Source organism: Corallococcus sp. CA041A, from assembly GCF_003612075.1.
In the GTDB taxonomy this organism is placed as follows: Bacteria; Myxococcota; Myxococcia; order Myxococcales; family Myxococcaceae; genus Corallococcus; species Corallococcus exiguus.
Genome location: NZ_RAWF01000033.1, coordinates 26,479 through 49,162, shown reverse-complemented (window position 1 = coordinate 49,162; position 22,684 = coordinate 26,479). Strand labels below are relative to the sequence as shown.

Sequence of the window (22,684 nt, the reverse complement as noted above, 5' to 3'; positions counted from 1 at the left end):
GGCATGGGTGGGGCTCCAGGCGGAGGCCCAGTCTACCGCCGCCCGGCCTCCCCCACGAGTCCCCCTTCTCGGGATATCCCGTCAGTCCGCGCCCTTGATGCAGGCCACCGGCTTGAGGCGGTGGGCCACCCGGGCGAGTCCTGCCTGCTCCACCGTCTCCAGCACGTCGTCCAGGTTCTTGTAGCAGGGCCCGGACTCGTCCAGCGGCGTGGTGCGGGTGTTGAGCAGGATGCCGGCCTCCGCCATGCGCCGGTCCGTCTCCTCCTGCTGGAGCTGCCGGCGCGCGGCGGAGCGTGACAGCCGCCGGCCGGAGCCATGGTTCACCGAGTAGATGGACTTCTCCGCCCCCGGCTCCGCGAAGAGGATGGCGCTGCCCGTCTCCATGGAGCCCGGGATGAGGATGGGGTGCCCGGTGGCCTCCCACGTCGTCCCCTTGAGGGCCGGATGTCCGGCAGGGAAGGCCCGCGTGGCGCCCTTGCGTGCGACGAACCTGCCGCCCTCGCGCTGGATGAGGTTGTGGCTGATCTCGTAATAGATGTTCGCGGTGCCGCCGAACACGTCCTCGAGCGCCCCGCACACGGCCTCTCCGATGAGCAACCGGTTGGCCACGGCGAAGTTGGCCGCCATGTTGTGCAGGTTCCAGTAGCTGCGGCCCAGGGCGCTGTCCGCGTCCAGCCAGACGAAGTCCTCGCTGCGGCTCTTGAGGCCCAGCTGCGCGGCGCCTGCCACGAAGAAGTGCTTGGCGATGTTCCAGCCGAAGCCCCGGCTGCCGGTGTGGAGCATCACCCAGACACGGCCCGTCTCATCCACCTGCATCTCGGTGAAGTGGTTGCCGCCGCCCAGGCTGCCCAGCTGTCCGCGCTTGTCATAGGCGCGCTCGGGGATGGAAACGCCGGTGTCCTCCACGGGGATGAAGTCGCGCTCGGTGACGGAGCGGCTTCGGCCCAGGGCCTTGGCGCCGTGGCGCAGGACTTCCTTGAGGGTGGGCTCGCTGAGCTTGCGCTGCTTGCGTGCCCGGGTGGCGCCCACGCCCACGGCGATGCGGTCGGTCACCTCGTCGATCCACTGGCGGCGCTTCGCGGGGTCGGCGACGTCCTCCACGGTGAGGGAGGTCTGCAACTGCACCATGCCGCAGCCGATGTCGTAGCCGGCGGCGGTGGGCAGCAGGACGCCGTCCGTCTCCACGATGGTGCCGATGGGGACGCCGTAGCCCACGTGACAGTCGGGCGTGACGGCGACGCGGGTGACGCCGGGGAAGGTGGCGGCGTTGACGACCTGATCGAAGACGGCGTCTTCCAGCGGGGGGGCTTCCGGGTTGCCTTCCTCCCCCCAGAGGAGCTTGTCGGAGAGGAACAGATCCGCGTGCACGCGCATCGTCTTGGTGCGCGGCAGGACGTAGTGGCCCTCGGAGACCTTTTCCAGGTGTTGCTTCCAGCTCATGGTGAATCCCCCAGGTGGGTGAACCCGCGGCAGGGACGAAGCCCTCCATCATCCCTGACGGTGCCGGTTTCCGGACACACGATTGGCTGCCTGCCTGGCGTTCGCCGAGGGGAAATCCCCTGGGGTGGACGGAGGGAACGGCCGGGAGTGCACGGAGCGGCATTCAGACAAGCCCGGGGGTTGCGGCGGAGGATCGGCATTCCCATTTCTGCAGCGTGCATCAAGGGGGTGGGCGATGGGGTTTTTGACGGGGATGGTGCTGGCGGTGTCGTTGCAGGCGGGGCCGGTGGAGATGACCGCGGCTCCGGTGTTCAATCCGTCGCTGTGCGCCAAGAAGCGCGTGGATCCATGCGGGTGCCATCACGTGTACGGCATCCGGCACTGCCACCAGAACCGGAAGAGCAACCACTGCGAGGCGCAGGTCCGCGCCTACGAGCCGGACGTGGGGCAGGAGACCGCGGAAGCGACGAACCCGCTCCAGAGCCTCATCGACCCGGCGAAGTCCGTGTCCATGTAGGACGGTCCCTGAACGGGGTGGAGCATCCGGGCGTCCTTCCCTGAAGAGGGGAGGGCGCCACGGTGCGTTGTGGGGACGGCTATCCGGGGTCCAGGGACCAGGTGCCTTCCTTCCAGTGCTTCAATACGATCGAGGCTTCGAAGGGAACGAGGCCCTGGCCCTTGGCGGCTTCCTCCAGGACGGCCTTGGCTTCAGCCGTCCGGTAGCGGAGCAGGGTCGCAGCGGCCGTCACCCGTACGTCCATGCGCTCATGCTTGAACAACACGAGGAGCGCATCCCGTCCGGCATCACCGTGGGCCAGGAGTTGATCGATCGCCGCGTTGTACTTCCTGGCGTGCTTGTTTCCGGTCTTCGCGTCCCCTTTCCAGATGGCGTCGGTCTGGGCGGCGACGTGCTTCGCGACCTGTTCGACCAGTTCCTCCAGCGTCATCACCAGACTCCTTCGGGATGGTGAGTCGGAGCAACGGCTCAACCACGAAGGCGGGCTGGCTGCAAAGACCTTGTCACTCCTCACACCACCTCAATGCGCGGCGGCTGGCTCCCCGGGAAGCACCTCGGAACGGCTCACTTCAAGGTCGCTCTCCGAGCGGATGATGACCCAGCGTGCCTGTGGCGACACGCGCAGGGCCACCACGTTCGGCGCCAGGCGGCGCATCTCCGGCTTGTAGGGCATCACCGCGGACGGAGGCTTCGTTGGTGGGGCCCCGGGCGCGCGGTTCTTCAGCGCGAGGACCTTCACCGTGGGGCGCTCCGGTGCCGGAACAGGATTCACCGTGGACGGCGGCACGGCTGGCCGTGCCTTCTTGGGCACGCTCTTGCTCACCATCACCGGCGTGATGCACGGAGGCGTATTCCCTCCCGGCTGCTCGGCCCCCTCCGCCGGTGGATCCCCGAAGGCGAACATCGACACGATGACCTTCGGCAGCGTCACGGCCTCCGGCGCACCCGCCGCCACCTGCGCCATGGAACGGGACCTCGTCGTCGTCGCTGAATCCAGCGCGGGCGTCACGGTCGGCATGGCAGGACGCGGATGGGGCAGCACCGCCTGCCGTCCCGGTCCCTGCATCACGCTCGGTGTCCCATGGACGTTCACCGGCGTGACGGACGGCGCCACCGGGAGAGCCCTCGGTGCGTCCGGATTCTGCGCGTCGTTGCGCACGAAGGACGGCGGCACGCTGCGCATCCGTCCGGGCGGCGGCGTCGGCGGCAGCCGGTCGAAACGGTAGAGCTCCTCGTCCTCCAGTGCCGTCGGAGTCACCGCGCCCTGACCCATCCGCGCCAACTCCTGCTGCAACGCCGCGTCGCGCGGATCCAACTCCAGCGCGGCCTTCAGCGCACCCCTTGCGCGGGACTCGCAACCCAACGACAACAGCACCCGGGCGGCTTTACGGTACGCGGCAATCGCTTGCTCCTTCTGCCCCGCGCGGCGGCAGGCCTCCGCCAGCCGGACGCGCACATTCGCGTCGCGCGGGAGCATCTTCGCGAGCTGCGCGTACGTTTCCACGCACTGCGCATACCTCCCCCGCTGGTACAGCGCATGGGCGGCTTCCTTCAAATCCCGTAGCTTCATCGACTCGCGCTCGCTCATGGGGGTCTCCGCGTCGGTGTCGCTCCCGTGAGCTAGCAGGCGACGTGCCGCGCTCCCGTGACGTGCGCTCGCGTTCACTGCCGTGCCCCCACCGCGCCCCCAGGCTGGAAACCCTGTCCTCCACCCGGCGGACCCCAAGGCAATCCACCGTGTCCCCGTGCACGCTGTCCGCTGAAGGACCCGGCCTGAACCCTGTAGAAATGGGAACCACGCTGTAACAACGTCAGTGCGCGCATCGCGGGGGGCTCTCAGGAGACGTCGGATGCCAGCGCATGGGACATTGGGGCAGCTCCGGACTCCGCCGGAGTCACCCGGAGGTTGCATTCATGGCTTCACGCTTCGTGGCCCTGACGTTGGGAACCCTGCTGCTCAGCGCCCTGCCCGCGGGGGCGAAGGAGCCCGCTGCTCGCGCTGGGGACTCGAAGGAGCTTCCTCCCGCGGACGAGACGCTCACCCTGAAGAAGGGCGCGAAGCAGGTGCTGACGGTGCAGGGAATGAGCCGCGTGGCGCTGGGCGACCCGTCCGTCGCGGACGTGAAGACCACCGGGAAGGACGGCGTGGAGGTCTCCGCGCTGGCGAAGGGGACGACCACGCTCATCATCTGGGGCAGTGACGGCAAACGCCGCACGTACCGCATCGTGGTGGACGGCTAGCGCCCCCCGAAGCTCCGGAGCCTCACGGCTCCGACAGCAGGAACAGCGCGTGCGAGCTGGCGATGGGCCGCGTGCGGTCGTCCTGCCAGGCCTCCACGCGCACGTTGGCCACGCGGCGTCCCTGTCGCGTGATGAATGCTCGCGCGAAGGTGTCCTGCGCCTTGCCCGAGCGCAGGAAGTCCACCGTGGTGGAGATGACCTTGGGCACGCGCTCGGTGTCTGTCTTGAGCAGCAGCTCGAAGATGGCGCTCGATTCCAGCAGCGCCCCCAGCGTGCCGCCGTGCAGCGCGGGCAGGATGCTGTTGCCGATGAGGTGCGGCGCGTAGCGCATGCGGCAGAGCATCTCGCCGGCCAGGTTCTCCACGCCAATGCCCACGAAGCGCGTGTAGGGGATGGCGTCCGTGAGGCGGTGGTACTCGCGCGACTGGCGCACCTGTCGCACCAGGTCCGCGAGGGGAAGCGAAGGCGTGCTCATCAGCTCTCCACCCGCATGAAGGTGCCCTGCGACGAGGCCACCGGCGTCGCAGGGTCGCCCTGGTGCACCAGCGCGCGCACGAAGGCGACCATGCGGGTGACCTTGTAGCACTCGGCCTGCGCGGTCAGCGGCAGGCCCGGGCGCGCGGGGCGCAGGTAGTCGATTCGCAGGTCCAGCGTGACGATGGCCGCGAACGCGCCCAGCGCCGCCATCACCGCCGCGCCGCTCGCCGCGTCGATGAGCGTGGTCACCGCGCCGCCCGCCACCACCCCCGTCTCCGGGTTGCCGACGAGCACATCCGCGTAGGGCATCACCACCGTCGCGTCCGTGGGCCCCACCGCTTCCAGCCGCAGCCCGAGCGCATGGTTGTGGGGCACCGCCTCGGTGAACAGGACGGAGAGCGCCTCGCGCCGCTCCGCCGGGTCCGTGGAAAGACTGAAGTCCGACATGGGCTGGATGCAGTAGCAGATTCGGACCGCGCCGGGGGAACGCACCGCGGCACGCCGCGCCCAGGAACACGCCTGCCCGTCCGCGAGTTCACGGGCGCCCTGACAGCCCACGCATCCTGGCAGGATGCCGCGCCCCGCGTCTTCCCCGAGGACACTTCCGGTGAACCGACCTCTCTCCGCCCTCTGCTTCGCACTGCTCGTCCCAGGTCTGCTCCTGGCGGCGCAGCCCCTGCCCCGGCCCGCGAGTGCACCCGAGCCCGCACCTCCAGGGCAGGGTGAAGCGCCTCCGCAGGAACCGCCCAAGCCGCCCGCGCCCAAGGACACCGCGCGCGAAGCCGCCCGGGCGAGCGAGGGCGACGGCGGCACCCTGGCCCCCGTCGCCACGACGGAGCAGCCGGACGCGAAGAAGGAGGAGTGGAAGGTGGACGCGCCCCCGGGCGTGGCCAGCACGCAGGTGCCCATCGACGTGCGCGAGGGCACGTGGATGAACGTGGACGTGAGCCCGCGCGGAGACGAACTCCTCTTCGACCTGCTGGGAGACATCTACGCGCTGCCCATCGCGGGCGGCGAGGCCCGCGCGCTGACGTCCGGCGCCGCGTGGGACATGCAGCCGCGCTACAGCCCGGACGGGAAGTCCATCGCGTTCACCAGCGACCGGGGCGGCGGGGACAACATCTGGGTGATGGACCGCGACGGCAAGAACCCGCGCGCGGTGACGCAGGAGAAGTTCCGTCTGCTCAACAGCCCGGCGTGGAGTCCGGACGGCCAGTTCCTGGTGGCGCGCAAGCACTTCACCGGCCGACGCTCGCTGGGCGCGGGCGAGGTGTGGATGTTCCACCGCGCGGGCGGCGAAGGCGTGAAGCTCACCGAACGCGCCAACGACCAGAAGGACCTGGGCGAGCCCGTGTTCTCCCCGGACGGCCGCTACGTCTACTTCAGCCAGGACGTCACGCCGGGGAAGTCCTTCGAGTACGACAAGGATCCGAACAAGGAACTCTACGCCATCCAGCGGCTGGACCTGGACGCGAAGGAGGTGGAGCCCTTCGTCACCGGCCCGGGTGGCTCCATCCGGCCCACGCCGTCGCCGGACGGCAAGCAGCTGGCGTTCGTGCGGAGGGTGCGCGGCAAGAGCGTGCTGTACGTGACGGACGTGAAGTCCGGGGCGGAGCGGCCGCTGCATGACGGGCTCGACCGGGACATGCAGGAGACGTGGGCCATCCACGGCGTGTCTCCGGTGATGGCGTGGACGCCGGACAACAAGTCGCTGGTGTTCTGGGCGAGCGGGAAGCTGCACCGCATCGACGTGGCGACGAAGAAGGTGTCGCCCATCCCCTTCCACGTGAAGGGGACACGCACGGTGTTCGCGGCGGTGAAGGGCACGCGCGCCGTGGCGCCGGACCGCTTCGACGTGAAGATGCTGCGCTGGATGCAGGTGTCACCGGATGGCAAGAGGCTGGTGTACCAGGCGCTGGGCAAGCTTTACGTGAAGGAGCTGCCGTCGGGGACACCGCGGCGGCTGACGCGGCAGAACGAGCACCTGGAGTTCTATCCGTCGTTCTCGCGGGACGGGCGCTCCATCGTCTACACGACGTGGGACGACGATGCGCTGGGCGCGGTGCGCGTGGTGTCGGTGACGGGCGGCGAGGGCCGCGTGGTGACGACGCAGCCGGGCTTCTATGTGGAGCCCGCGATGAGCCCCGACGGCAGGTGGGTGGTGTACCGGACGACGGGCGACGGCTACCTGATGCCGGGCACGTGGAGCCGGGAGACGGGGCTGTTCGTGGTGCCGTCCACCGGTGGAGGCGTGGCGCGCAAGCTGACGCGGGACGGGGAGCAGCCGCACTTCGGCGCGAAGTCGGACCGCGTGTACTTCCTGCACGTGGAGTCCAAGGACGTGGAGGACGTGCGCACGCTGCGCAGCATCGGGCTGGACGGGGACGAGCCGCGCACGCACCTGACCAGCGGTGGCGCGCTGGAGATGCGCGTGTCGCCGGACGACAAGTGGGTGGCCTTCCGCGAGGACTTCAACGCCTACGTGACGCCCTTCGTGCGCGGCGCGAAGGAGGCGCGGGTGGGGCCGGGCACCAAGGCGATGCCGGTGACGCAGGTGAGCCGTGACGCGGGCGAATACCTGCACTGGTCCGGCACGGACGCGCGGCTGTCCCTGCACTGGGCGCTGGGGTCCAGGCTCTACACGCGGGCGCTGAAGGACGCGTTCACGTTCATGGACGGCGCGCCCAAGACGCTGCCGCCGCCGGAGGCGGACGGGGTGGACGTGGCGTTCTCCGCGAAGTCGGACGTGCCGGAGGGGACGCTGGCGCTGGTGGGCGGGCGGCTGGTCACCATGAAGGGCGAGCAGGTGGTGGAGGAGGGCGTGGTGGTGGTGAAGGGCAACCGCATCGTGGCGCTGGGCCCGGTGGGGAAGGTGAACGTGCCTGCGTCCGCGAAGGTGGTGGACGTGAAGGGCAAGACGCTGATGCCGGGCCTGATTGACGTGCACTGGCACGGGGCCATGGGCGTGGACGGGCTGATGCCGGAGCAGAGCTGGGTGCAGGCGGCGTCGGTGGCGTTCGGGGTGACGACGCTGCACGACCCGTCCAACCACTCGGAGACCATCTTCGCCGCGAGTGAGCTGGGCAAGGCGGGGATGCTGACGTCGCCGCGCATCTTCTCCACGGGCACCATCCTGTACGGGGCGGCGAGCGCGGACGCGCACGTCGAAATCGACACGCTGGACGACGCGCGCCGTCACCTGCGGCGGATGAAGGCGTTGGGGGCGTTCAGCGTGAAGAGCTACAACCAGCCCCGGCGCGACCAGCGGCAGAAGATCCTCCAGGCGGCGCGCGAGCTGGACATGCTGGTGGTGCCCGAGGGCGGATCGCTGCTCCAGCACAACCTGACCATGGTGGTGGATGGGCACACGGGGCTGGAGCATTCGCTGCCGGTGTCGCGCATCTACGACGACGTGCGCCAGCTCTGGAAGGGCACGCAGGTGGACTACACGCCGACGCTGGGCGTGGCCTACGGCGGGCTCATGGGGGAGAACTACTGGTACCAGAAGACGAACGTCTGGGAGGACACGCGCCTGTTGTCGTTCGTGCCCCGGCGCGTGGTGGACGGGCGCTCACGGCGCCGCGTGATGATTCCTGACGAGGAGTTCAACCACCAGAACGTGGCCCGCGCGGCGAAGGAGCTGAACGACCTGGGCGTGAGCGTGCAACTGGGCGCGCACGGTCAGCGTGAAGGCCTGGCGGCGCACTGGGAGCTGGCGATGTTCGTGCAGGGCGGCATGTCGCCGATGCAGGCCTTGCGCGCGGGCACGATCAACGGCGCGCGCCACCTGGGCATGGACAAGGACCTGGGCTCGCTGGAGGTGGGGAAGCTGGCGGACCTGGTGGTGTTGGACAAGAACCCCCTGGAGGACATCTCCAACAGCCGTACGGTGCGCTACACGATGGTGAACGGCCGGCTGTACGACGCGAACACGCTGAATGAAGTGGGCACGCGGCAGCGCACGCGCGCGAAGTTCTACTTCGAGAAGGACGGCAACGAGGGCTGGAGCCCCCGCGCCACCACGCACGCCACGGAGCAGGTCTGCGATTAGGACTCGTGCTGTTGTTTTGTGGAGCTGTCGCGGGCTGCGCAGGTGGCCCGCGACAGTTCCGGCAGTCCCTTGGCCCGGGGCCTGGACCGGGCTGCGTCAGCACGGTGGATTGCCAATGCAAGAACGGCTCGGCGGCGGCGTGCGAGCAGGTGGAGGTGATGAAGCCGCCCCGGCCCTGGAAGCCGAACCCGTTGCCTCCTCCTGGAGCGGATAAGGAACTGGAGAAGTCGGAGAAGGAAAAGGTCAGGGAGACCTGCACCCAGGACTACATTCGCTGTGTCGATGCAGGCGGGGAGCGCAAGCCAGGACGGGTGGAGGGAGAGAGCCGTTGTGACTCGTGTCGGTCCTATTGCATGGCCAACGGGTTCTGGCCTGACGCCGTTTACAGCTGGAACGGGAAGGCATTGGAATGCCCGCGATAATGAAGAAAGCGTTCCAGGATCCGCCCTTTAGGGCTCCGGCCTGGAGTGCCTTCATCGATGATGTGGCGGACGTGAGTGCCCTCGCGTCCAGGGACTGGCCTCGGTTCCGCGCGGGCCTCAAGCAGGTGGAGCGGCGACATGCGGGACGGGTTCCGTCAGCTTCGCTTCTCCGCTTCATCGCCAAGACCGCCTTCTTCTGTGCCGCTCATTGGGGGCAGACCCCGCGGGTCGTGCGAGGCGCCCTGCGCGCCTACCTGAAGCATCCGGTGGACACCCGGATGTACTCGTACACGGCCGCGGAGTACTGGCAGTGGGCGTTCAAGGTCTCTCCCGAGGACCTGCCCGCCGCGGAGGCCATGCTCGCGGAGGTCCGCGAGTACCTGCCGTCCCTGGACGACCACGAGCGCCGCAACACGGAAGGCCTGCTGGCCTTCCTGGAGCGCCAGCGCGGCTGACCTCTCAGCGGGCCGTCGCGGCCACCTGCGCCAGGGCCTGCTGTATCTGCGGCAGCGCGTAGGGCTTGGGCAGCACCACCACGCCCAGCCACTGCTGCGGATCCCCATCCAGCGCCGCGCGGCCATGGCCAGACGCGATGATGATGCGCATGGCGGGCTTGCGCAGCGCCACCTCGCGCGCCAGGTCCACGCCGGACATGCCCGGCAGCGTCACGTCCGTGAAGAGCACGTCGAACCGCTCCGCCGCCAGCGCCACCCGCGCCTCCTCCGCGCTCGCCACCGACATCACCGCGTGGCCCAGCAGCCCCAGCAACTCGCCGGCGGACGCGCGGATGTCCTCGTCGTCCTCCACCAGCAGGACGCGCATCCGTCGCGCGGCCTCCAGCGTCGCCGACGTTTCCCCGGGGCGCGGCACCTCCGGCCACTGGAGCTTCGGCGTCGCCATCCGTTGCTGCCGCTGGTCCAGCAGCGCCCGCACCTTGCGCGCCAGGTCCTCGCGCCGGTACGGCTTGGACAAGAGGCTCACGCCCGGGTCCAGCCGGCCGCCGTGCACGATGGCGTTCTCCGTGTAGCCGGACGTGAAGAGCACCTCGATGTCCGGCTGCAGCGACTTCGCCTGCCGCGCCAGCTCCGGACTGCGCACCGGCCCCGGCATCACCACGTCCGTGAAGAGCAGGTCCACCGCCACGCCGCTCTTCAGGATGGACAGCGCGCTCTGGCCGTCCACCGCGCGCAACACCCGGTAGCCCAGCTCCGTCAGCAGCTCCACCACCGTGGCGCGGACCTCCGCGTCGTCCTCCACCGCGAGGATGGTCTCCTTCCCGCCCTCCACGGGCCCCGTCACCACCTCCGTCACCGGAGCCTCCGGCTGGAAGGCGCGCGGCAGGTACACCTTCACCGTCGTGCCGTGACCCAACTCGCTGTAGATCTTCACGTGCCCGCCGGACTGCTTCACGAAGCCGTACACCATGCTCAGCCCCAGGCCCGTGCCCCGGCCCTCCGGCTTCGTGGTGAAGAAGGGCTCGAACGCGCGCTCCATCACCTCCTGCGACATGCCCCCGCCCGTGTCCGACACCGCCAGCAGCACGTACGCCCCGGCCATCACCTCCGGGTGCGCCTGCGCGTAGTGGTCGTCCAGCGCCGCGTTGCTCAACTCCAGCGTCAGCTTCCCGGCGCCCCCCATCGCGTCGCGCGCGTTGATGGCCAGGTTGAGGATGACGTTCTCCAACTGGTGCGGATCCGCCATCGTGTTCCACAGCCCGCCGCCGATGACCGTCTCCACCTCCACGTCCTCGCCCAGCGCGCGGCGCAGGAGGTCGTCCATGCCCCGCACCAGCCGGCCCAGGCTCAACGAGCGAGGCTCCAGCGGCTGCCGCCGCGAGAACGCCAGCAACTGCCCGGACAGCCGGGCCCCGCGCTCCACCGCGCCCAGCGCTGACCGAACCCGATTCAAGCCCCGCTCGTTGCCCGCGACATCTCGCTGGAGCAGTTGCAGGTTGCCGCCCACCACCTGGAGCAGGTTGTTGAAGTCGTGCGCCACGCCGCCCGTGAGCTTCCCCACCGCCTCCATCTTCTGCGCCTGCCGCAGCTGCTCCTCCGTCTGCCGCTGCTCGGTGACGTCGCGCCCGCTGGCGTACAGCACGCCGTCCTCCGGCACCGGCACCGCCGTCCAGGAGATGCGCCGGTAGCCGCCGTGCTTGCACCGGTAGGAGCTCTCGAAGTTCAGCGTGGGATTTCCTCCCTCCAGGCGGTGCACCTCGGAGCGCGTCCGCGAGTAGTCCTCCGGGCGCTCCAGCCACTCCGAAGTGCGGCCCAGCAGCTCCTCCTCCGTCCACCCCAGCATCTGCGTCCAGGCCGGGTTGACGCTGAGGAACTTCCCCTCCGACAGGCTCCCCACCACCAGCAGGTCCTGGGACACGTTCCACACGCGGTCCCGCTCCCGGGTGCGCTGCGCCACGCGCTGCTCCAGCGTCTCGTTGGCCCGCTTCAAGTCCGACAGCGCCTTGAGCCTGGACAGCGTCGCCCACACGCGGTCGGCGACGTTGCGTGACAGCTCGATCTCCTCCGCGGTCCACGTGCGCGGCTGCACGTCGTGCAGGAACAGCACCGCCACGAACCGGCCGTGCTCCAGCAGCGGGATGTTGAACAGCGCCCGGATGCCTACCTGCTCCAGCGTGGCCGCATGGGGCGCCGTGCGCGGGTCCTTCCGCACGTCCGGGATGGCCACCACCTCGCCCTTCAGGAGGTCTTCCAGGAACACGCCGTAGTCGTGGAAGCGGTGCACGCCCTCCACGCGCGCCACGTCCGGCGAGGCCACCCAGTTCGGGTGCATCAGCACCAGCGCGTGCGCCGCGTCCACCGTGCCGTAGCCCGCGCGCGGCACGCCCAGCATCCGCCCCACCACCTCCATGGCCAGCTTCGCGGCGGCGTCCGGGGACGAGGCCTCGCGCAGCCGGTCCGCCATCTCCAGCAGCGCCGTCTGCCGCAGCTCCGCCCGCTTGCGCGCGTCGATGTCCACCAGCACGCCGGGAAAGCGCAGCGGCGCGCCCTGCGCGGAAAGGTGGCAGTGGCCGCTGGCCTCCACCCACCGGTGCGCGCCGTCGGCGCGGAGCACGCGGTACTCGGAGCGGTACGCACCGCCCGTCTCCAGCACGCGGGCGATGAGCGCTTCCACCCGGGGCCGGTCCTCCGGGTGGATGGCGGCCACGAACTGGGAGATGGGCAGACCTTCGCGCGCCTGCACGGGGTCCAGTGAGAAGGAGTGCGCGAAGCGCTCGTCCGCGACGACGCGGTTGTCGGGCACGTCCCACACCCAGGTGCCAATCATTGCCTCGGCGTTCAGCGCCAATTGCACGCGCTCGTTCGCCTCGCGCAAGGCATCGTCGGCCTGGTGGCGCTCGGTGATGTCCTGGGTGATGCCCACCAACTGCACCGGCTTGCCGGCCGCGTCGTACACCAGCGACGCGCGCCGGTGGATCCACCGCACGGCCCCGGTGTCATGACGGCGGATGCGGTACTCCACCGACGGCGTGACCCGCCCCGAGGAGCGCGTGCGCGCGTTGGACACGTGGTGCCGGTCCTCCTCCAGCACGAGCGCCTCGATGACCGATGCGGGCAGCATGTCCGAGACCGGCACGCCGTACAGCCGGCAGAACTCCGGCGTCACCGTCAGCTGGTTGGTGGCGATGTCCAGCGTGAACACGCCAATGCCGCCCGCCTCCTGGGCCAGCCGCAGCTGTTCCTGCCTCACGCGCGCGTCGGCGTTCCCTCCAGGGGGCGCTGGGACGTCGGGGACCGTGCCAGCGCCGTCATCCAGGCCCGCGGCGCGCAGGCGGAATCGCAGACGTTCGACCTCGGCCCTCAGGGCCTGTTCCGTTTCGGAAAGGGGCACGATCATGAGCGGGGGACCGTGGGTCGGGGGGACGACCTCCGGCCGCGGCACTGTCGCCCGGGTCCTCCGGAGGGGGCAACGGAGAATTCCGAAGGAGGCATTCCTCCGGAACCGGAACACCTCCCCGGTGACGGCGTCCGCGCCCGGCTGTTCCAGGTGAACGCCCGAAGGCGTGTCGCCAGTCCCTCGTGCCGGCGCGCGAGCCCCTTTTTCCCGTCGCCTTGACGCAGGGCAGCCAGGGCGTCAGGTCGTCCTGAACCCTGGGGAATACAGCGCGCGGCGGCGTGTCCTGGGCCTCCAGAAGCGGGAAGACGTCACGGGTTACCCAGGGCAAATGCGAGCCATGGGACGTCCCGCGTTGCGGAGAGTCGTGAACACTCACATCACCCGCGGGTCGCAATGCTCACTTCCCGCCTTGACGCTGCCGGGAATTTCTTTAAAGAATGCACGCACGTCCTCTTCTTCTTGGAAGATGGCGTATGTACCGGGCCTCGCGTTCCCCAACCGCGGAACCGGTGCGTGACGTCCCAGTTGAGCCCCGCGCGCCGCGTTCCCCCTCTCGGCGCGCGGTGGCCCCTGGGACTTTCACCCCGCCCCTCCTCACTCATCAGGTCCCCTCGAGGATTCGAGTGTCCACGTCCACCTTCGTCCTGCCCGTCTCGCTGGCCCTGCAGCTGCTCACCTCGGCATCGCCTTCCCCCCAGAACACGGCGACCGCGCCCTCCCAGGAGCCCGCGCCGAAGTCCCCGGCCACGTCGTCGGTGAAGGCCACGCCCCCGGCCGTGACGAAGCTGAGCGCCGCGCAGCAGGCCACGGCGGCGAAGCTGGTGGGTCCCGCGCTCGCGGAAGGCCATGCGTACGCGCGGCTGGCGGAGCTGACGGATGGCATCGGGCCGCGCCTGTCGGGCTCCGAGTCCGCGGAGGCCGCGGTGCAGTGGGCCCTGCGCAGCTTCCAGGCGGATGGGGTGAAGGCGTGGAAGGAGCCGGTGAAGGTGCCTCGCTGGGTGCGGGGCGAGGAGCACGGCGAAATCCTGGCCTCCGAGCGCACGCGCGGACTGCCGCTGGCGCTGCTGGCCCTGGGCGGCAGCGCGCCCACGCCGCCGGAGGGCATCACCGCGGAGGTGGTGGAGGTGAGCTCGCTGGAGGAGCTGGCGGCGCTGGGTGACAAGGTGAAGGGCCGCATCGTGTTCTTCAACCACACCATGTCGGAGGCGGCGGACTACGGCCGCTTCGCGGGGCTGCGAGGCCGGGGTCCGGCGGCGGCGGCGAAGCAGGGCGCGGTGGCCGCGCTGGTGCGCTCGCTGGCCACGGCGTCGCTGCGCACGCCGCACACGGGCTCCACGCGCTTCGACGAAGGCGGCCCGCGCCTGCCCGCGGCGGCGGTGTCGGTGGAGGACGCGCTCACGTTGCACCGGATGCTCCAGGGCGGAGCGGTGAAGGTGCGGCTGGTGCTGGGGTGCTCGGATCTGCCGGACGCGGACTCGTCCAACGTGGTGGCGGAGGTGCGGGGCCGCGAGAAGCCGGACGAGGTGGTGCTCCTGGGCGCGCACCTGGACTCGTGGGACGTGGGCACGGGCGCGCACGACGACGGCGCGGGCGTGGTGATGGTGATGGAGGCCGCGCGGCTCATCGCGAAGCTGCCCCAGGCGCCCCGGCGCACGGTGCGCGTGGTGCTGTTCATGAACGAGGAGAATGGGCTGCGCGGCGGCCGCGCGTACGCGGAGACGCACGCGAAGGAGCTGCCCAAGCACGTGGCCGCGATCGAAATGGACGCGGGCGGCGGGCGGCCCCTGGGCGTGAGCCTGCACGCGGGGCCGGGCGGTGAGGCGCTGATGCGTCCGTGGCTGGCGCCGTTGGAGGGACTGGGCGCCGCGCAGTTCCTGGTGGGGCACGCGACGGGCGCGGACCTGAGCCCGATGGAGCCCGCGCACGTGCCCTTCGTGGGCGTGCGGGTGGACAGCAGCCGCTACTTCGACGTGCACCACTCCATGGCGGACACGCTGGACAAGGTGGACCCCCAGGACCTGTCGCGCAGCACCGCCGCGGTGACGTGGATGGCGTACGCGCTGGCGGAGTCGCCGGGCACGCTCGTGCGTCCCACCGCGCCGGAGTCGGACACGCCGCCGCCGCCGAAGAAGTAGCGCGCATCGACGCAGGCCGCGCGAAGGGGCCGGACCCACGAGTCCGGCTTCCGCGCGGCGGGAGCGCTACGCCTCCGCGGCGGCCTTGCGTGGACTGCCTTTGCGAAGCGGCAGCTCCGGCAAGAGCAGCGTGACGAGCAGGGCCGCCAGCGCGACGAAGATGGCGAAGCGGTACACGGCCATCGTCGCGCGGGTGAAGGACTCCTTCATCGCGCGGTCCACGCGGTCCACGGTGGACAGCGCGCGGGCCTCGTCCGCGTCCACTCGCGCGCGGGCTTCGGGCCCTTCTCGCAGGGCCTGCCGCCGCTCCTCGGCGAAACCCTCTCGCAGCTTCGCCTTCACCTGCTCCGGCTGGAACCGCTGGCCCTGCGGCGCGCCTTCTCCTCCGCCCAGGCTCGCCGGCGCGGACGCGTGCAATTCCTGCCGCACGTCCGGAGGCAGCCCGCGCGTGGCCTGCTGCGTGCGCGCGTGCATCTCCCGGCCCAGCGTGCCCGCGAACACGGAGCCCAGGAGCGCCACGCCCACCGTCATGCCCAGCTGCCGGAAGAACGTCGTCGCGGATGTGGCCACGCCAATGCGCTGGGGCGGCACGGAGTTCTGCACGGCCACGGTGTAGAGCGGGATGGACGGGCCCAGGCCCAGGCCCACCAGCACCATCTTCACGGTGACCTCGGCCTGGGTGGAGTCGGGCGTCAGCGTGAAGCCCATCACCGCGAAGCCGCCCATGAGGAACAGCAGCGCCCCCACCATCAGCGCCTTGTAGCGGCCCATCCGGGACACCAGCTGCCCGGACAGGACATTGCCCGCCACCACGCCCAGCGTCAGCGGCGTCAGCGTCAGTCCGGAGTGCGTCGCGGACAGCCCCACCACGTTCACCATGAACAGCGGCAGGAAGGTGACGGACGCGAGGAACACCGCGCCAATGGTGAACACCGCCGCGTTGCCCGCGGAGAACGCGCGCAGGCGGAACAGCGACGGATCCAGGAGCGGCTCCTTCGCACGGCGCTCCCGCCACACGAAGAGCCCCAGTCCCACGGCCGACAGCGCGAACAACCCCAGGATGGGCGCGGAGCCCCACGGGAACCCGCCCGCCCTGGGCGACGCCGCGCCATGGCCCAGGCTGAGCGCGAGCAGCAGCGGCACCACGCCCACCGCCAGCGCCACCGCCCCCAACACATCCAGCTTCCCGCCGTGCACGCCCTCCGGCTTGAGCGGCGGCATGCGCAGGAAGATGAGCGCCAGCGCGAGCGCGCCCACCGGCAGGTTGATGAAGAACACCCAGTGCCAGCCCAGCGCGTCGGTGATGAAGCCGCCGGCCAGCGGGCCAATGACGCTGGACAGGCCGAACACCGCGCCGAACAGGCCCTGGTACTTGCCCCGGTCGCGCGGCGGGAACAGGTCCGCCACCACCGCCAGCGAGCCGGTGAAGAGCGCCGCGCTGCCCAGCCCCTGCACCGCGCGGCAGAGGATGAGCACGAGCGTGGAGCGGGCCGCGCCGCACAGGAAGCTGCCGGTGAGGAACACGGCGATGCCCGCCACCAGCACCGCGCGGCGGCCCAGCAGGTCGGACAGCTTGCCCCACACGGGCACCATCATCGTGGAGGCCACCAGGTACGCGGTGGTGAGCCACGGGTAGTGCTCCGGCGCGATGTGGAGATCCGCCTGGATGGTGGGCCCCGCCGTGGCCACGATGGTCTGGTCCAACGCCGCGAGCAGCAGCCCCAGCAGCGCTCCCGCCAGCGTGAAGGCCTTCTGTGAACGGCTGAACCGCTCGGAGGCCGGAGCGGCGCGGGAGTCCAGGGCGGTGTCGGCGGCGGTGTCGGCCATGGCTCGGGCACGCACTCAGGGCGCGTGCATTCGCGCGAATCTGGGGACGGCGTCGGGGGCTGGCCACGTCCGCCTGCCCGGCTGCTCTCCGTCCGGAAGGCAATGCTCCGTCGGGCAGGTGTCGGAAGCACCGTTCATCCAGCAAGGGCCTTTCGGGGAACGGAGCGCGCCGCTCTATCCTGCGCACCCCTTCATGCCGGACATCGGATGCGCTGGGGGCGTGAGCGCGTCCTGCCCAGGAGTGAACATGCGGACCCGTGGAGCGCTGGCCTGCGCCGTGGTGATGTTCCTGACGGCGGGTTGCAAGGACGACCCCAAGCCCCAGCCCGACGCGGGTGTCCCGGACGCGGGCTCTCAAGACGATGCCGGCACCGCCGGGCCCACCCTCTCCGAAACGCCACGCTGGCAGGTGGAAGGCGATGGCCTCGACGCGAAGGAGTGCTTCGGCCGAGGCGTGGCGCTGGGGGACCTCGACGGTGACGGCCGCCAGGACCTGGTGGTGACTTCACCGCCGTGCACCAGCGGCCCCACGAACCCTGGCCGCGTGATGGTGTACTCGGGGCAGGCGTCCTACTTCTCCCAGACACCCGTCACCTCCACGCTGTCGTGGGTGCATCCCAGCCCGCGCACGTCGGGCTACCAGATGACGGTGGGCACGGGCGACGTCGACGGGGACGCGTACGCGGACGTGGTGGTGAAGAGCTACTACGGCGTCAGCGTGTACAAGGGCGGGCCGGACCTGTCCCAGGTGTTCGCCCAGCCGCTGTTCCGCGTTCCGGACTCGTCGACCACGCGCTTCGCCATCGGGCGGCTGCTGGACGTGGATGGCGACGGGCTGGACGACCTCATCGTCTCCACCTTCACCGGGAGCACCACGATCTATCGCGCGACGCCCGGAGGGAAGGAGGGCCCCTTCACCAACGTGCGCGTGCTGTCCGGCTACGCGCAGCCCGCGGGAGACACGGACGGGGACGGCGCCCAGGACCTGCTCATCCCCCTGTACGACGAGGAGAACAGCCAGGGCCTCTTCCTGGGCTGCAAGGCGGACAGCTCGCGTGTCTGTGATGGACCGCTCACCACGCAGCCGGTGTGGAAGGGCACGGCGCAGAGCGTGAGAGGGATTCCGGACCTGAACGGAGACGGCCGTCCGGAGATGCTCGCGGGGCTCCGGGGCACCGTGCGCCTGCACCTGTCCGACGCCTCCGTGCAGGGCTACTCCGCCTCGCCCGTGTGGACGTTGATGGACGACCCGGCCTTCCCCAGCGTGGCCGCCCAGAGCCTCTCGGTGGGCTCCATGGCGGTGGCGAGCAAGGGCCACGACTTCGTGCTCGCCTCGCTGGGGCGCGTGTACCTCTTCCGCCCCCAGGAGAAGGTGTCCGGCCCGCTGACGCCGGTGTGGGCGTGGCCGCGCGCCAACCGCCTCCTGCCCCAGACGATGCTGGGCTTCACCGTCCCCAGCGTGGCCAGCCCCGGCGACCTGGACGGAGACGGCTTCGACGACCTGGTGGTAGGCCTGTCGCAGGAGAACGACGGCACGCGCGCCCCTGGCCGGGTGGTGGTGTTCGGTGGCGGAGTGGAGGGGCACTCGGAGGAGTCCGCGCCCCTGCTGATACCCGCGAAGATGTGCAACCTCCAACTGGACCCGGTGAACGGCAAGCCGGACCTCACGGTGGACCGGGACGTCATCGCCCGCACGCTCTACATCGAACGGCGCTCCTTCGCGGCGGACGCCTGCGAGGTGCGGGAAGGCTGCGTGCCCGCGGGCGGCGAGCGGCGCCTGCTGCGCTTCACCACCTCCATCGTGAACCTGGGCACCGCGCCCGCGGTGGTGCCCTCGCCGGAGGAGCGGCCGGACCTCTTCGTCTACGACGAGTGCCACCAGCACGACCACCTGGTGAACTTCGCCGGCTACGACCTCAAGGACGCCTCCGGCAACTCCCTGTCCGTGGGGCGCAAGCAGGGCTTCTACATGGTGGACTTCACCCAGTACTGCGCGGACGGCACCCCGTTCGCCTGGTACGACCCGGGCACGGGCATCTCGCCGGGCTGGTCGGACGTCTACACGGCGGACACCGCCTGCCAGTGGCTGGATGTCACCGACACCCCGGACGGCGACTACACCGTGCGGGTGGGCGTGGATGAGAACCACATCATCGACGAGCTCGACGCGCTCCCCAACGAGGCCACCGTCAAGGTGCGCCTGAAGGGGGACACCGTGACCGTGCTGCCCTGAAGCGAAAGGGCGGGCCGAGCGCATCGTTTCACCGCGAAGGGACTCCTGGGGATGGGGCCGGTGCAATGCCGGCCGGTTTCATTCCGGGGAGAAAGACACGATGCGGATGCGATTCGCGCGGTCCTGCGCGGTGGTGGGGCTCTTGTGCCTGCCGGGCTGCAAGGATGATCCAAAGCCCCAGCCGGATGCGGGCACTCCGGACGCGGGCCCCACCCTCTCCGAAACGCCGCGCTGGCAGGTGACCGGTGACGGCGCGAACCCCAGGGAATGCTTCGGCCGCACCGTGGCGGTGGGCGACCTCAACGGGGATGGGCGCAAGGACCTGCTGGTGACGTCCGCGCCCTGCTCGGGCACCCAGACGGACCCTGGCCGCGTGATGGTGTACGCGGGCGAGGCGCGCGACTTCTTGAAGACTCCGGTCACCACGACGCTGACGTGGGTGCACCCCAGCCCCCGCGCCTCCAGCAGCCGGATGACGGTGACCACGGGCGACATCGACGGGGACGCGTACGCGGACGTGCTCGTCGCCACCGCCTTCGGCGTCAGCGTCTTCAAGGGCGGGCCGGACCTGTCCCAGGTGCTGGCCCAGCCGGTGTTCCGTGCGCCGGACTCCGCCACCCTGCGCTTCAGCGGCGCGCGGCTGCTGGACCTGGACGGGGACGGGAAGGACGAGCTCGCCGTCTCCACGCTCGACGGGGAGCTCACCGTGTACCGGGCGACGCCGGGAGCACCGGAGGGCGCTTTCACCGCCGTGCGCAAGCTGACCGGTGTCCCCAACCCCGCGGGGGATGTCGACGGGGACGGGGTCAAGGACCTGGCCGTGACCCACGACGACTTCAAGGTGGAGCTCTTCCTGGGGTGCAAGGCGGGCAGCGCTCACGTCTGTGAAGGGCCACTCACCGCGCAGCCCGTGTGGACGGGCCAGGCCGAGCTGTTCGCCGCGCTGCCCGACTTGAATGGGGACGGCCGCGCGGAGGCGCTCCTGCTGCTGGACGGCAGCCAGCGCCTGCACCTGTCCGACGCCGCGGGCCAGGGCTATGCGCCGCAGGTCACCTGGCAGCCGATGGACGACGCGGCCTTCCCCCTCTTCGGACAGGCCTACGTCACCTTCAACAAGACCGTCGTCTCCGTGGGCTCCATGGTGGAGGGCAACACGGGCCACGACTTCGCCATCGGCGCCGTGGGCCGCGCGTACCTCTTCCGCCCCACCGCGAACGTGTCTGGCCCGCTGGAGCCGGTGTGGGCGTGGCCGCGCGCCAACCGGCTCGACCTCCGGACGTCGATGGGCACCGACTACCTGGGCATGGCCTCCGCGGGCGACCTGGACGGGGACGGGTACGACGACCTGGTGGTGGGCGTGTCCCCGGGACTCAGCGGCACGCCCGCGGGCACGCCCACGGGAGGCAGCGGCGAGTCCGCCTTGGGCCGGGTGATGGTGTTCGGCGGCGGCGCGGTGCCGGACTCGCAGGAGCCCGCGCCCGCTCTGGCTCCCACGCGGACGTGCGGCCTCCAGGTGGACCCCGTGAACGGCAAGCCGGACCTCACGGTGGACCGGGACGTCATCGCCCGCACGCTCTACATCGACCGGCGCTCCTTCACGGCGGACTCCTGCGAGGTGCGCGAGGGCTGCGTGCCCGCGGGCGGTGAGCGGCGCCTGCTGCGCTTCACCACCTCCATCATGAACATGGGCACGGGCCCGCTGGTGGTGCCCTCACCAGAGGAGCGCCCGGACCTCTTCGTCTACGACGAGTGCCACGAGCACCACCACCTGACGAACTTCGCCGGCTACGACCTGAAGGACGCGGCGGGCAACACGACGTCGGTGGGGCGCAAGCAGGGCTTCTACATGATCGACTTCACCCAGTACTGCGCGGACGGGGAGCCATACAGCTGGTACGACCCAGGCACGGGCATCTCTCCCGGCTGGTCGGACGTCTACACCGCGGACCTGCCCTGTCAGTGGCTGGACGTCACCGACACCCCGGACGGCGAGTACACCGTGCGCGTGGGCGTGGACGAGAACCACATCGTGGACGAGGCCGACGTCCTGCCCAACGAGGTCTCCGTCAAGGTGCGCTTGACCGGTGACACGGTGACCGTGCTGCCCTGAAACGGGAAAATCCCGCAGTGAAACGCCGTCCGGTGAAGGCCGCGTGCAATGGGCGGCCCTCCTGGGCGTAGAGTGCCTGACGCGGCCCGTCCGCCGGGGTCCCTCCCGGTGCGGTGGGCCGCATGGCTTCCATGCGTGAAGGGGTGGTTTCGTGAACTTCCGGGTCGACGTGTGGGAGGGCGCGCGCATCGCGCTGACCTCGCTGCGCTCCAACCGGCTGCGGACGGTGCTCACCACGGTGGGCATCGGCGTGGGCGTGTGCACCCTGCTGGCCATCGTCGGCATCATCCAGGGGTTGAACAGCTCCTTCGCGGACCAGCTCAACAAGATTGGCTCCAACACGCTGCAGGTGTCCAAGTTCCCCTGGGTGATGAACGGGGACTGGTGGGCGTACCGCAACCGCAAGACGCTCTCGCTGGACCTGGTGGAGCCCATGCGCGCCGCCTCCGAGCACGTCATCGCGGTGGCCCCCATGATGTTCGTCAACGCGGAGGTGTCCTTCCAGAGCCGGAAGCTCGCCTCCGTGCAGACCATGGGCACCAGCCCCGACTACGCGATGACGTCCTCCGTGGAGATGGGGCAGGGGCGCTTCCTCACGCAGGCGGACGTGGACAACCGCTCCCCCGTCGTGGTGATTGGCGCGGAGGTGGGCAAGGTGCTCTTCCCGGGCATCAACCCGGTGGGCCACCGCATCCTCGTGGACCGCCGCCCCTACCGCGTCGCGGGCGTCATCGTGGAGCGAGGCACGCTGCTGGGGCAGAACGTGGACCTGGTGGTGATGCTGCCGTACACCGCGTTCCAGGGGCACTTCGGCACCCTGCGTGACGTGACCCTGGTGCTCGCGGTGGACCAGCAGGAGAACGTCCCCCGAGTGCAGGACCGGCTCACGGAGACGCTGCGCCGTGAGCGCAACACCAAGCCCGGCGCGCCGGACGACTTCGCCATCAACCGGCCGGATCAGCTGGCCAACATGTACGCGCAGCTCACCGGCGCGCTCTACGGCGCGGCCACCGGCGTCGGGCTCATCACGCTGCTGGTGGGCGGCATCGGCATCATGAACATCATGCTGGTGTCCGTGCGCGAGCGGACGCGTGAGATTGGCGTGAGGCGGGCGCTGGGCGCTCGCAAGAACACCATCATCTTCCAGTTCCTCATGGAGGCGGCCAGCGTGTCCGCGGTGGGCGGCGCGATGGGCACCGCGGTGGGCATGAGCCTCGCGTGGCTGGTGAACTACCTCACGCCCCTGGCGGCGGCGGTGCAGCCCATGACGGTGGTGCTGGGCGTGGGCTTCTCCGCGGTGGTGGGCCTGCTGTTCGGCATCTGGCCGGCGGCGCGCGCCGCGAACCTGGACCCCGTGGAAGCGCTCCGCCACGACTAGG

General features: G+C 70.4%; 15 protein-coding genes. 8 read left to right on the top strand and 7 right to left on the bottom strand.

The genetic code is table 11. From position 1 onward, the window contains the following. Window positions 1-81: 81 nt before the first annotated feature. Complete coding sequence (locus tag D7V77_RS08835; RefSeq protein ID WP_120575829.1) at window positions 82-1,440, bottom strand: RtcB family protein; 1,359 nt, start codon at window positions 1,438-1,440, stop codon at window positions 82-84. Window positions 1,441-1,675: 235 nt separating this feature from the next. On the opposite strand from D7V77_RS08835, the gene D7V77_RS08830 reads away from it, so the two are divergent. Then, window positions 1,676-1,957, top strand: coding sequence for a hypothetical protein (locus D7V77_RS08830; RefSeq protein WP_120575828.1), 282 nt, complete (start codon window positions 1,676-1,678; stop codon window positions 1,955-1,957). 79 nt (window positions 1,958-2,036) lie between these two features. Here the strand turns inward: D7V77_RS08830 and D7V77_RS08825 are convergent, their stop codons facing one another. Beyond that, window positions 2,037-2,387: a DUF2019 domain-containing protein gene (locus tag D7V77_RS08825; protein ID WP_120575827.1), complete on the bottom strand. Its 351-nt coding sequence runs from the start codon at window positions 2,385-2,387 to the stop codon at window positions 2,037-2,039. A 90-nt stretch (window positions 2,388-2,477) separates the two neighbouring features. After that, window positions 2,478-3,869: a BTAD domain-containing putative transcriptional regulator gene (locus tag D7V77_RS43220; RefSeq protein ID WP_126933760.1), complete on the bottom strand. Its 1,392-nt coding sequence runs from the start codon at window positions 3,867-3,869 to the stop codon at window positions 2,478-2,480. 2 nt (window positions 3,870-3,871) lie between these two features. Between D7V77_RS43220 and D7V77_RS08810 the strand changes: the two genes are divergently transcribed. After that, on the top strand, window positions 3,872-4,198 hold the full coding sequence (locus D7V77_RS08810) for a pilus assembly protein N-terminal domain-containing protein (protein ID WP_158620770.1): 327 nt from the start codon (window positions 3,872-3,874) through the stop codon (window positions 4,196-4,198). A 22-nt stretch (window positions 4,199-4,220) separates the two neighbouring features. Here D7V77_RS08810 and D7V77_RS08805 read toward each other — a convergent pair whose 3' ends face one another. Further along, window positions 4,221-4,673, bottom strand: a complete 453-nt coding sequence (locus tag D7V77_RS08805) for a PaaI family thioesterase (protein ID WP_120575824.1) — start codon at window positions 4,671-4,673, stop codon at window positions 4,221-4,223. Next, the gene (locus D7V77_RS08800; protein ID WP_233596765.1) at window positions 4,673-5,167 is read right to left on the bottom strand and encodes a PaaI family thioesterase; all 495 of its coding nucleotides are present in this window, start codon (window positions 5,165-5,167) and stop codon (window positions 4,673-4,675) included. The genes D7V77_RS08805 and D7V77_RS08800 overlap by 1 nt, the downstream gene beginning before the upstream one ends. Window positions 5,168-5,282: 115 nt before the next feature. Between D7V77_RS08800 and D7V77_RS08795 the strand changes: the two genes are divergently transcribed. Further along, window positions 5,283-8,726: an amidohydrolase family protein gene (locus tag D7V77_RS08795; RefSeq protein WP_120575823.1), complete on the top strand. Its 3,444-nt coding sequence runs from the start codon at window positions 5,283-5,285 to the stop codon at window positions 8,724-8,726. Between the two features lie 421 nt (window positions 8,727-9,147). Beyond that, window positions 9,148-9,603, top strand: a complete 456-nt coding sequence (locus D7V77_RS08790) for a hypothetical protein (protein WP_120575822.1) — start codon at window positions 9,148-9,150, stop codon at window positions 9,601-9,603. Between the two features lie 4 nt (window positions 9,604-9,607). Here D7V77_RS08790 and D7V77_RS08785 read toward each other — a convergent pair whose 3' ends face one another. Then, window positions 9,608-13,000 (bottom strand): PAS domain-containing protein, encoded by a 3,393-nt coding sequence (locus D7V77_RS08785; RefSeq protein WP_120575821.1) that lies wholly within the window; start codon window positions 12,998-13,000, stop codon window positions 9,608-9,610. A 623-nt stretch (window positions 13,001-13,623) separates the two neighbouring features. Here D7V77_RS08785 and D7V77_RS08780 point away from each other — a divergent pair. After that, window positions 13,624-15,135 (top strand): M20/M25/M40 family metallo-hydrolase, encoded by a 1,512-nt coding sequence (locus D7V77_RS08780; protein ID WP_120575820.1) that lies wholly within the window; start codon window positions 13,624-13,626, stop codon window positions 15,133-15,135. 66 nt (window positions 15,136-15,201) lie between these two features. On the opposite strand, the gene D7V77_RS08775 is transcribed toward D7V77_RS08780, so the two are convergent. Further along, window positions 15,202-16,962 (bottom strand): MDR family MFS transporter, encoded by a 1,761-nt coding sequence (locus D7V77_RS08775; RefSeq protein ID WP_120575819.1) that lies wholly within the window; start codon window positions 16,960-16,962, stop codon window positions 15,202-15,204. Window positions 16,963-17,209: 247 nt separating this feature from the next. On the opposite strand from D7V77_RS08775, the gene D7V77_RS08770 reads away from it, so the two are divergent. From D7V77_RS08770 to D7V77_RS08760, 3 genes are all read left to right on the top strand, one after another. Then, window positions 17,210-19,195: a lysyl oxidase family protein gene (locus tag D7V77_RS08770; RefSeq protein ID WP_120575818.1), complete on the top strand. Its 1,986-nt coding sequence runs from the start codon at window positions 17,210-17,212 to the stop codon at window positions 19,193-19,195. A 100-nt stretch (window positions 19,196-19,295) separates the two neighbouring features. Then, window positions 19,296-21,305 carry a lysyl oxidase family protein gene (locus D7V77_RS08765; RefSeq protein ID WP_120575817.1) on the top strand — a complete coding sequence of 670 codons (2,010 nt, stop codon included), beginning with the start codon at window positions 19,296-19,298 and terminating at the stop codon, window positions 21,303-21,305. Between the two features lie 151 nt (window positions 21,306-21,456). Next, on the top strand, window positions 21,457-22,683 hold the full coding sequence (locus tag D7V77_RS08760; protein ID WP_120575816.1) for an ABC transporter permease: 1,227 nt from the start codon (window positions 21,457-21,459) through the stop codon (window positions 22,681-22,683). Window position 22,684 lies beyond the last annotated feature (1 nt).

What these genes read in the sequence shown, in the direction of transcription:
- D7V77_RS08785 (WP_120575821.1), bottom strand. Translation starts at nt 13,000, where the DNA reads ATGATCGTGCCCCTTTCCGAAACGGAACAGGCCCTGAGGGCCGAGGTC.
- D7V77_RS08835 (WP_120575829.1), bottom strand. Translation starts at nt 1,440, where the DNA reads ATGAGCTGGAAGCAACACCTGGAAAAGGTCTCCGAGGGCCACTACGTC.
- D7V77_RS43220 (WP_126933760.1), bottom strand. Translation starts at nt 3,869, where the DNA reads ATGCAACCTCCGGGTGACTCCGGCGGAGTCCGGAGCTGCCCCAATGTC.
- D7V77_RS08810 (WP_158620770.1), top strand. Translation starts at nt 3,872, where the DNA reads ATGGCTTCACGCTTCGTGGCCCTGACGTTGGGAACCCTGCTGCTCAGC.
- D7V77_RS08830 (WP_120575828.1), top strand. Translation starts at nt 1,676, where the DNA reads ATGGGGTTTTTGACGGGGATGGTGCTGGCGGTGTCGTTGCAGGCGGGG.
- D7V77_RS08775 (WP_120575819.1), bottom strand. Translation starts at nt 16,962, where the DNA reads ATGGCCGACACCGCCGCCGACACCGCCCTGGACTCCCGCGCCGCTCCG.
- D7V77_RS08825 (WP_120575827.1), bottom strand. Translation starts at nt 2,387, where the DNA reads ATGACGCTGGAGGAACTGGTCGAACAGGTCGCGAAGCACGTCGCCGCC.
- D7V77_RS08770 (WP_120575818.1), top strand. Translation starts at nt 17,210, where the DNA reads ATGCGGACCCGTGGAGCGCTGGCCTGCGCCGTGGTGATGTTCCTGACG.
- D7V77_RS08790 (WP_120575822.1), top strand. Translation starts at nt 9,148, where the DNA reads ATGAAGAAAGCGTTCCAGGATCCGCCCTTTAGGGCTCCGGCCTGGAGT.
- D7V77_RS08765 (WP_120575817.1), top strand. Translation starts at nt 19,296, where the DNA reads ATGCGGATGCGATTCGCGCGGTCCTGCGCGGTGGTGGGGCTCTTGTGC.
- D7V77_RS08805 (WP_120575824.1), bottom strand. Translation starts at nt 4,673, where the DNA reads ATGAGCACGCCTTCGCTTCCCCTCGCGGACCTGGTGCGACAGGTGCGC.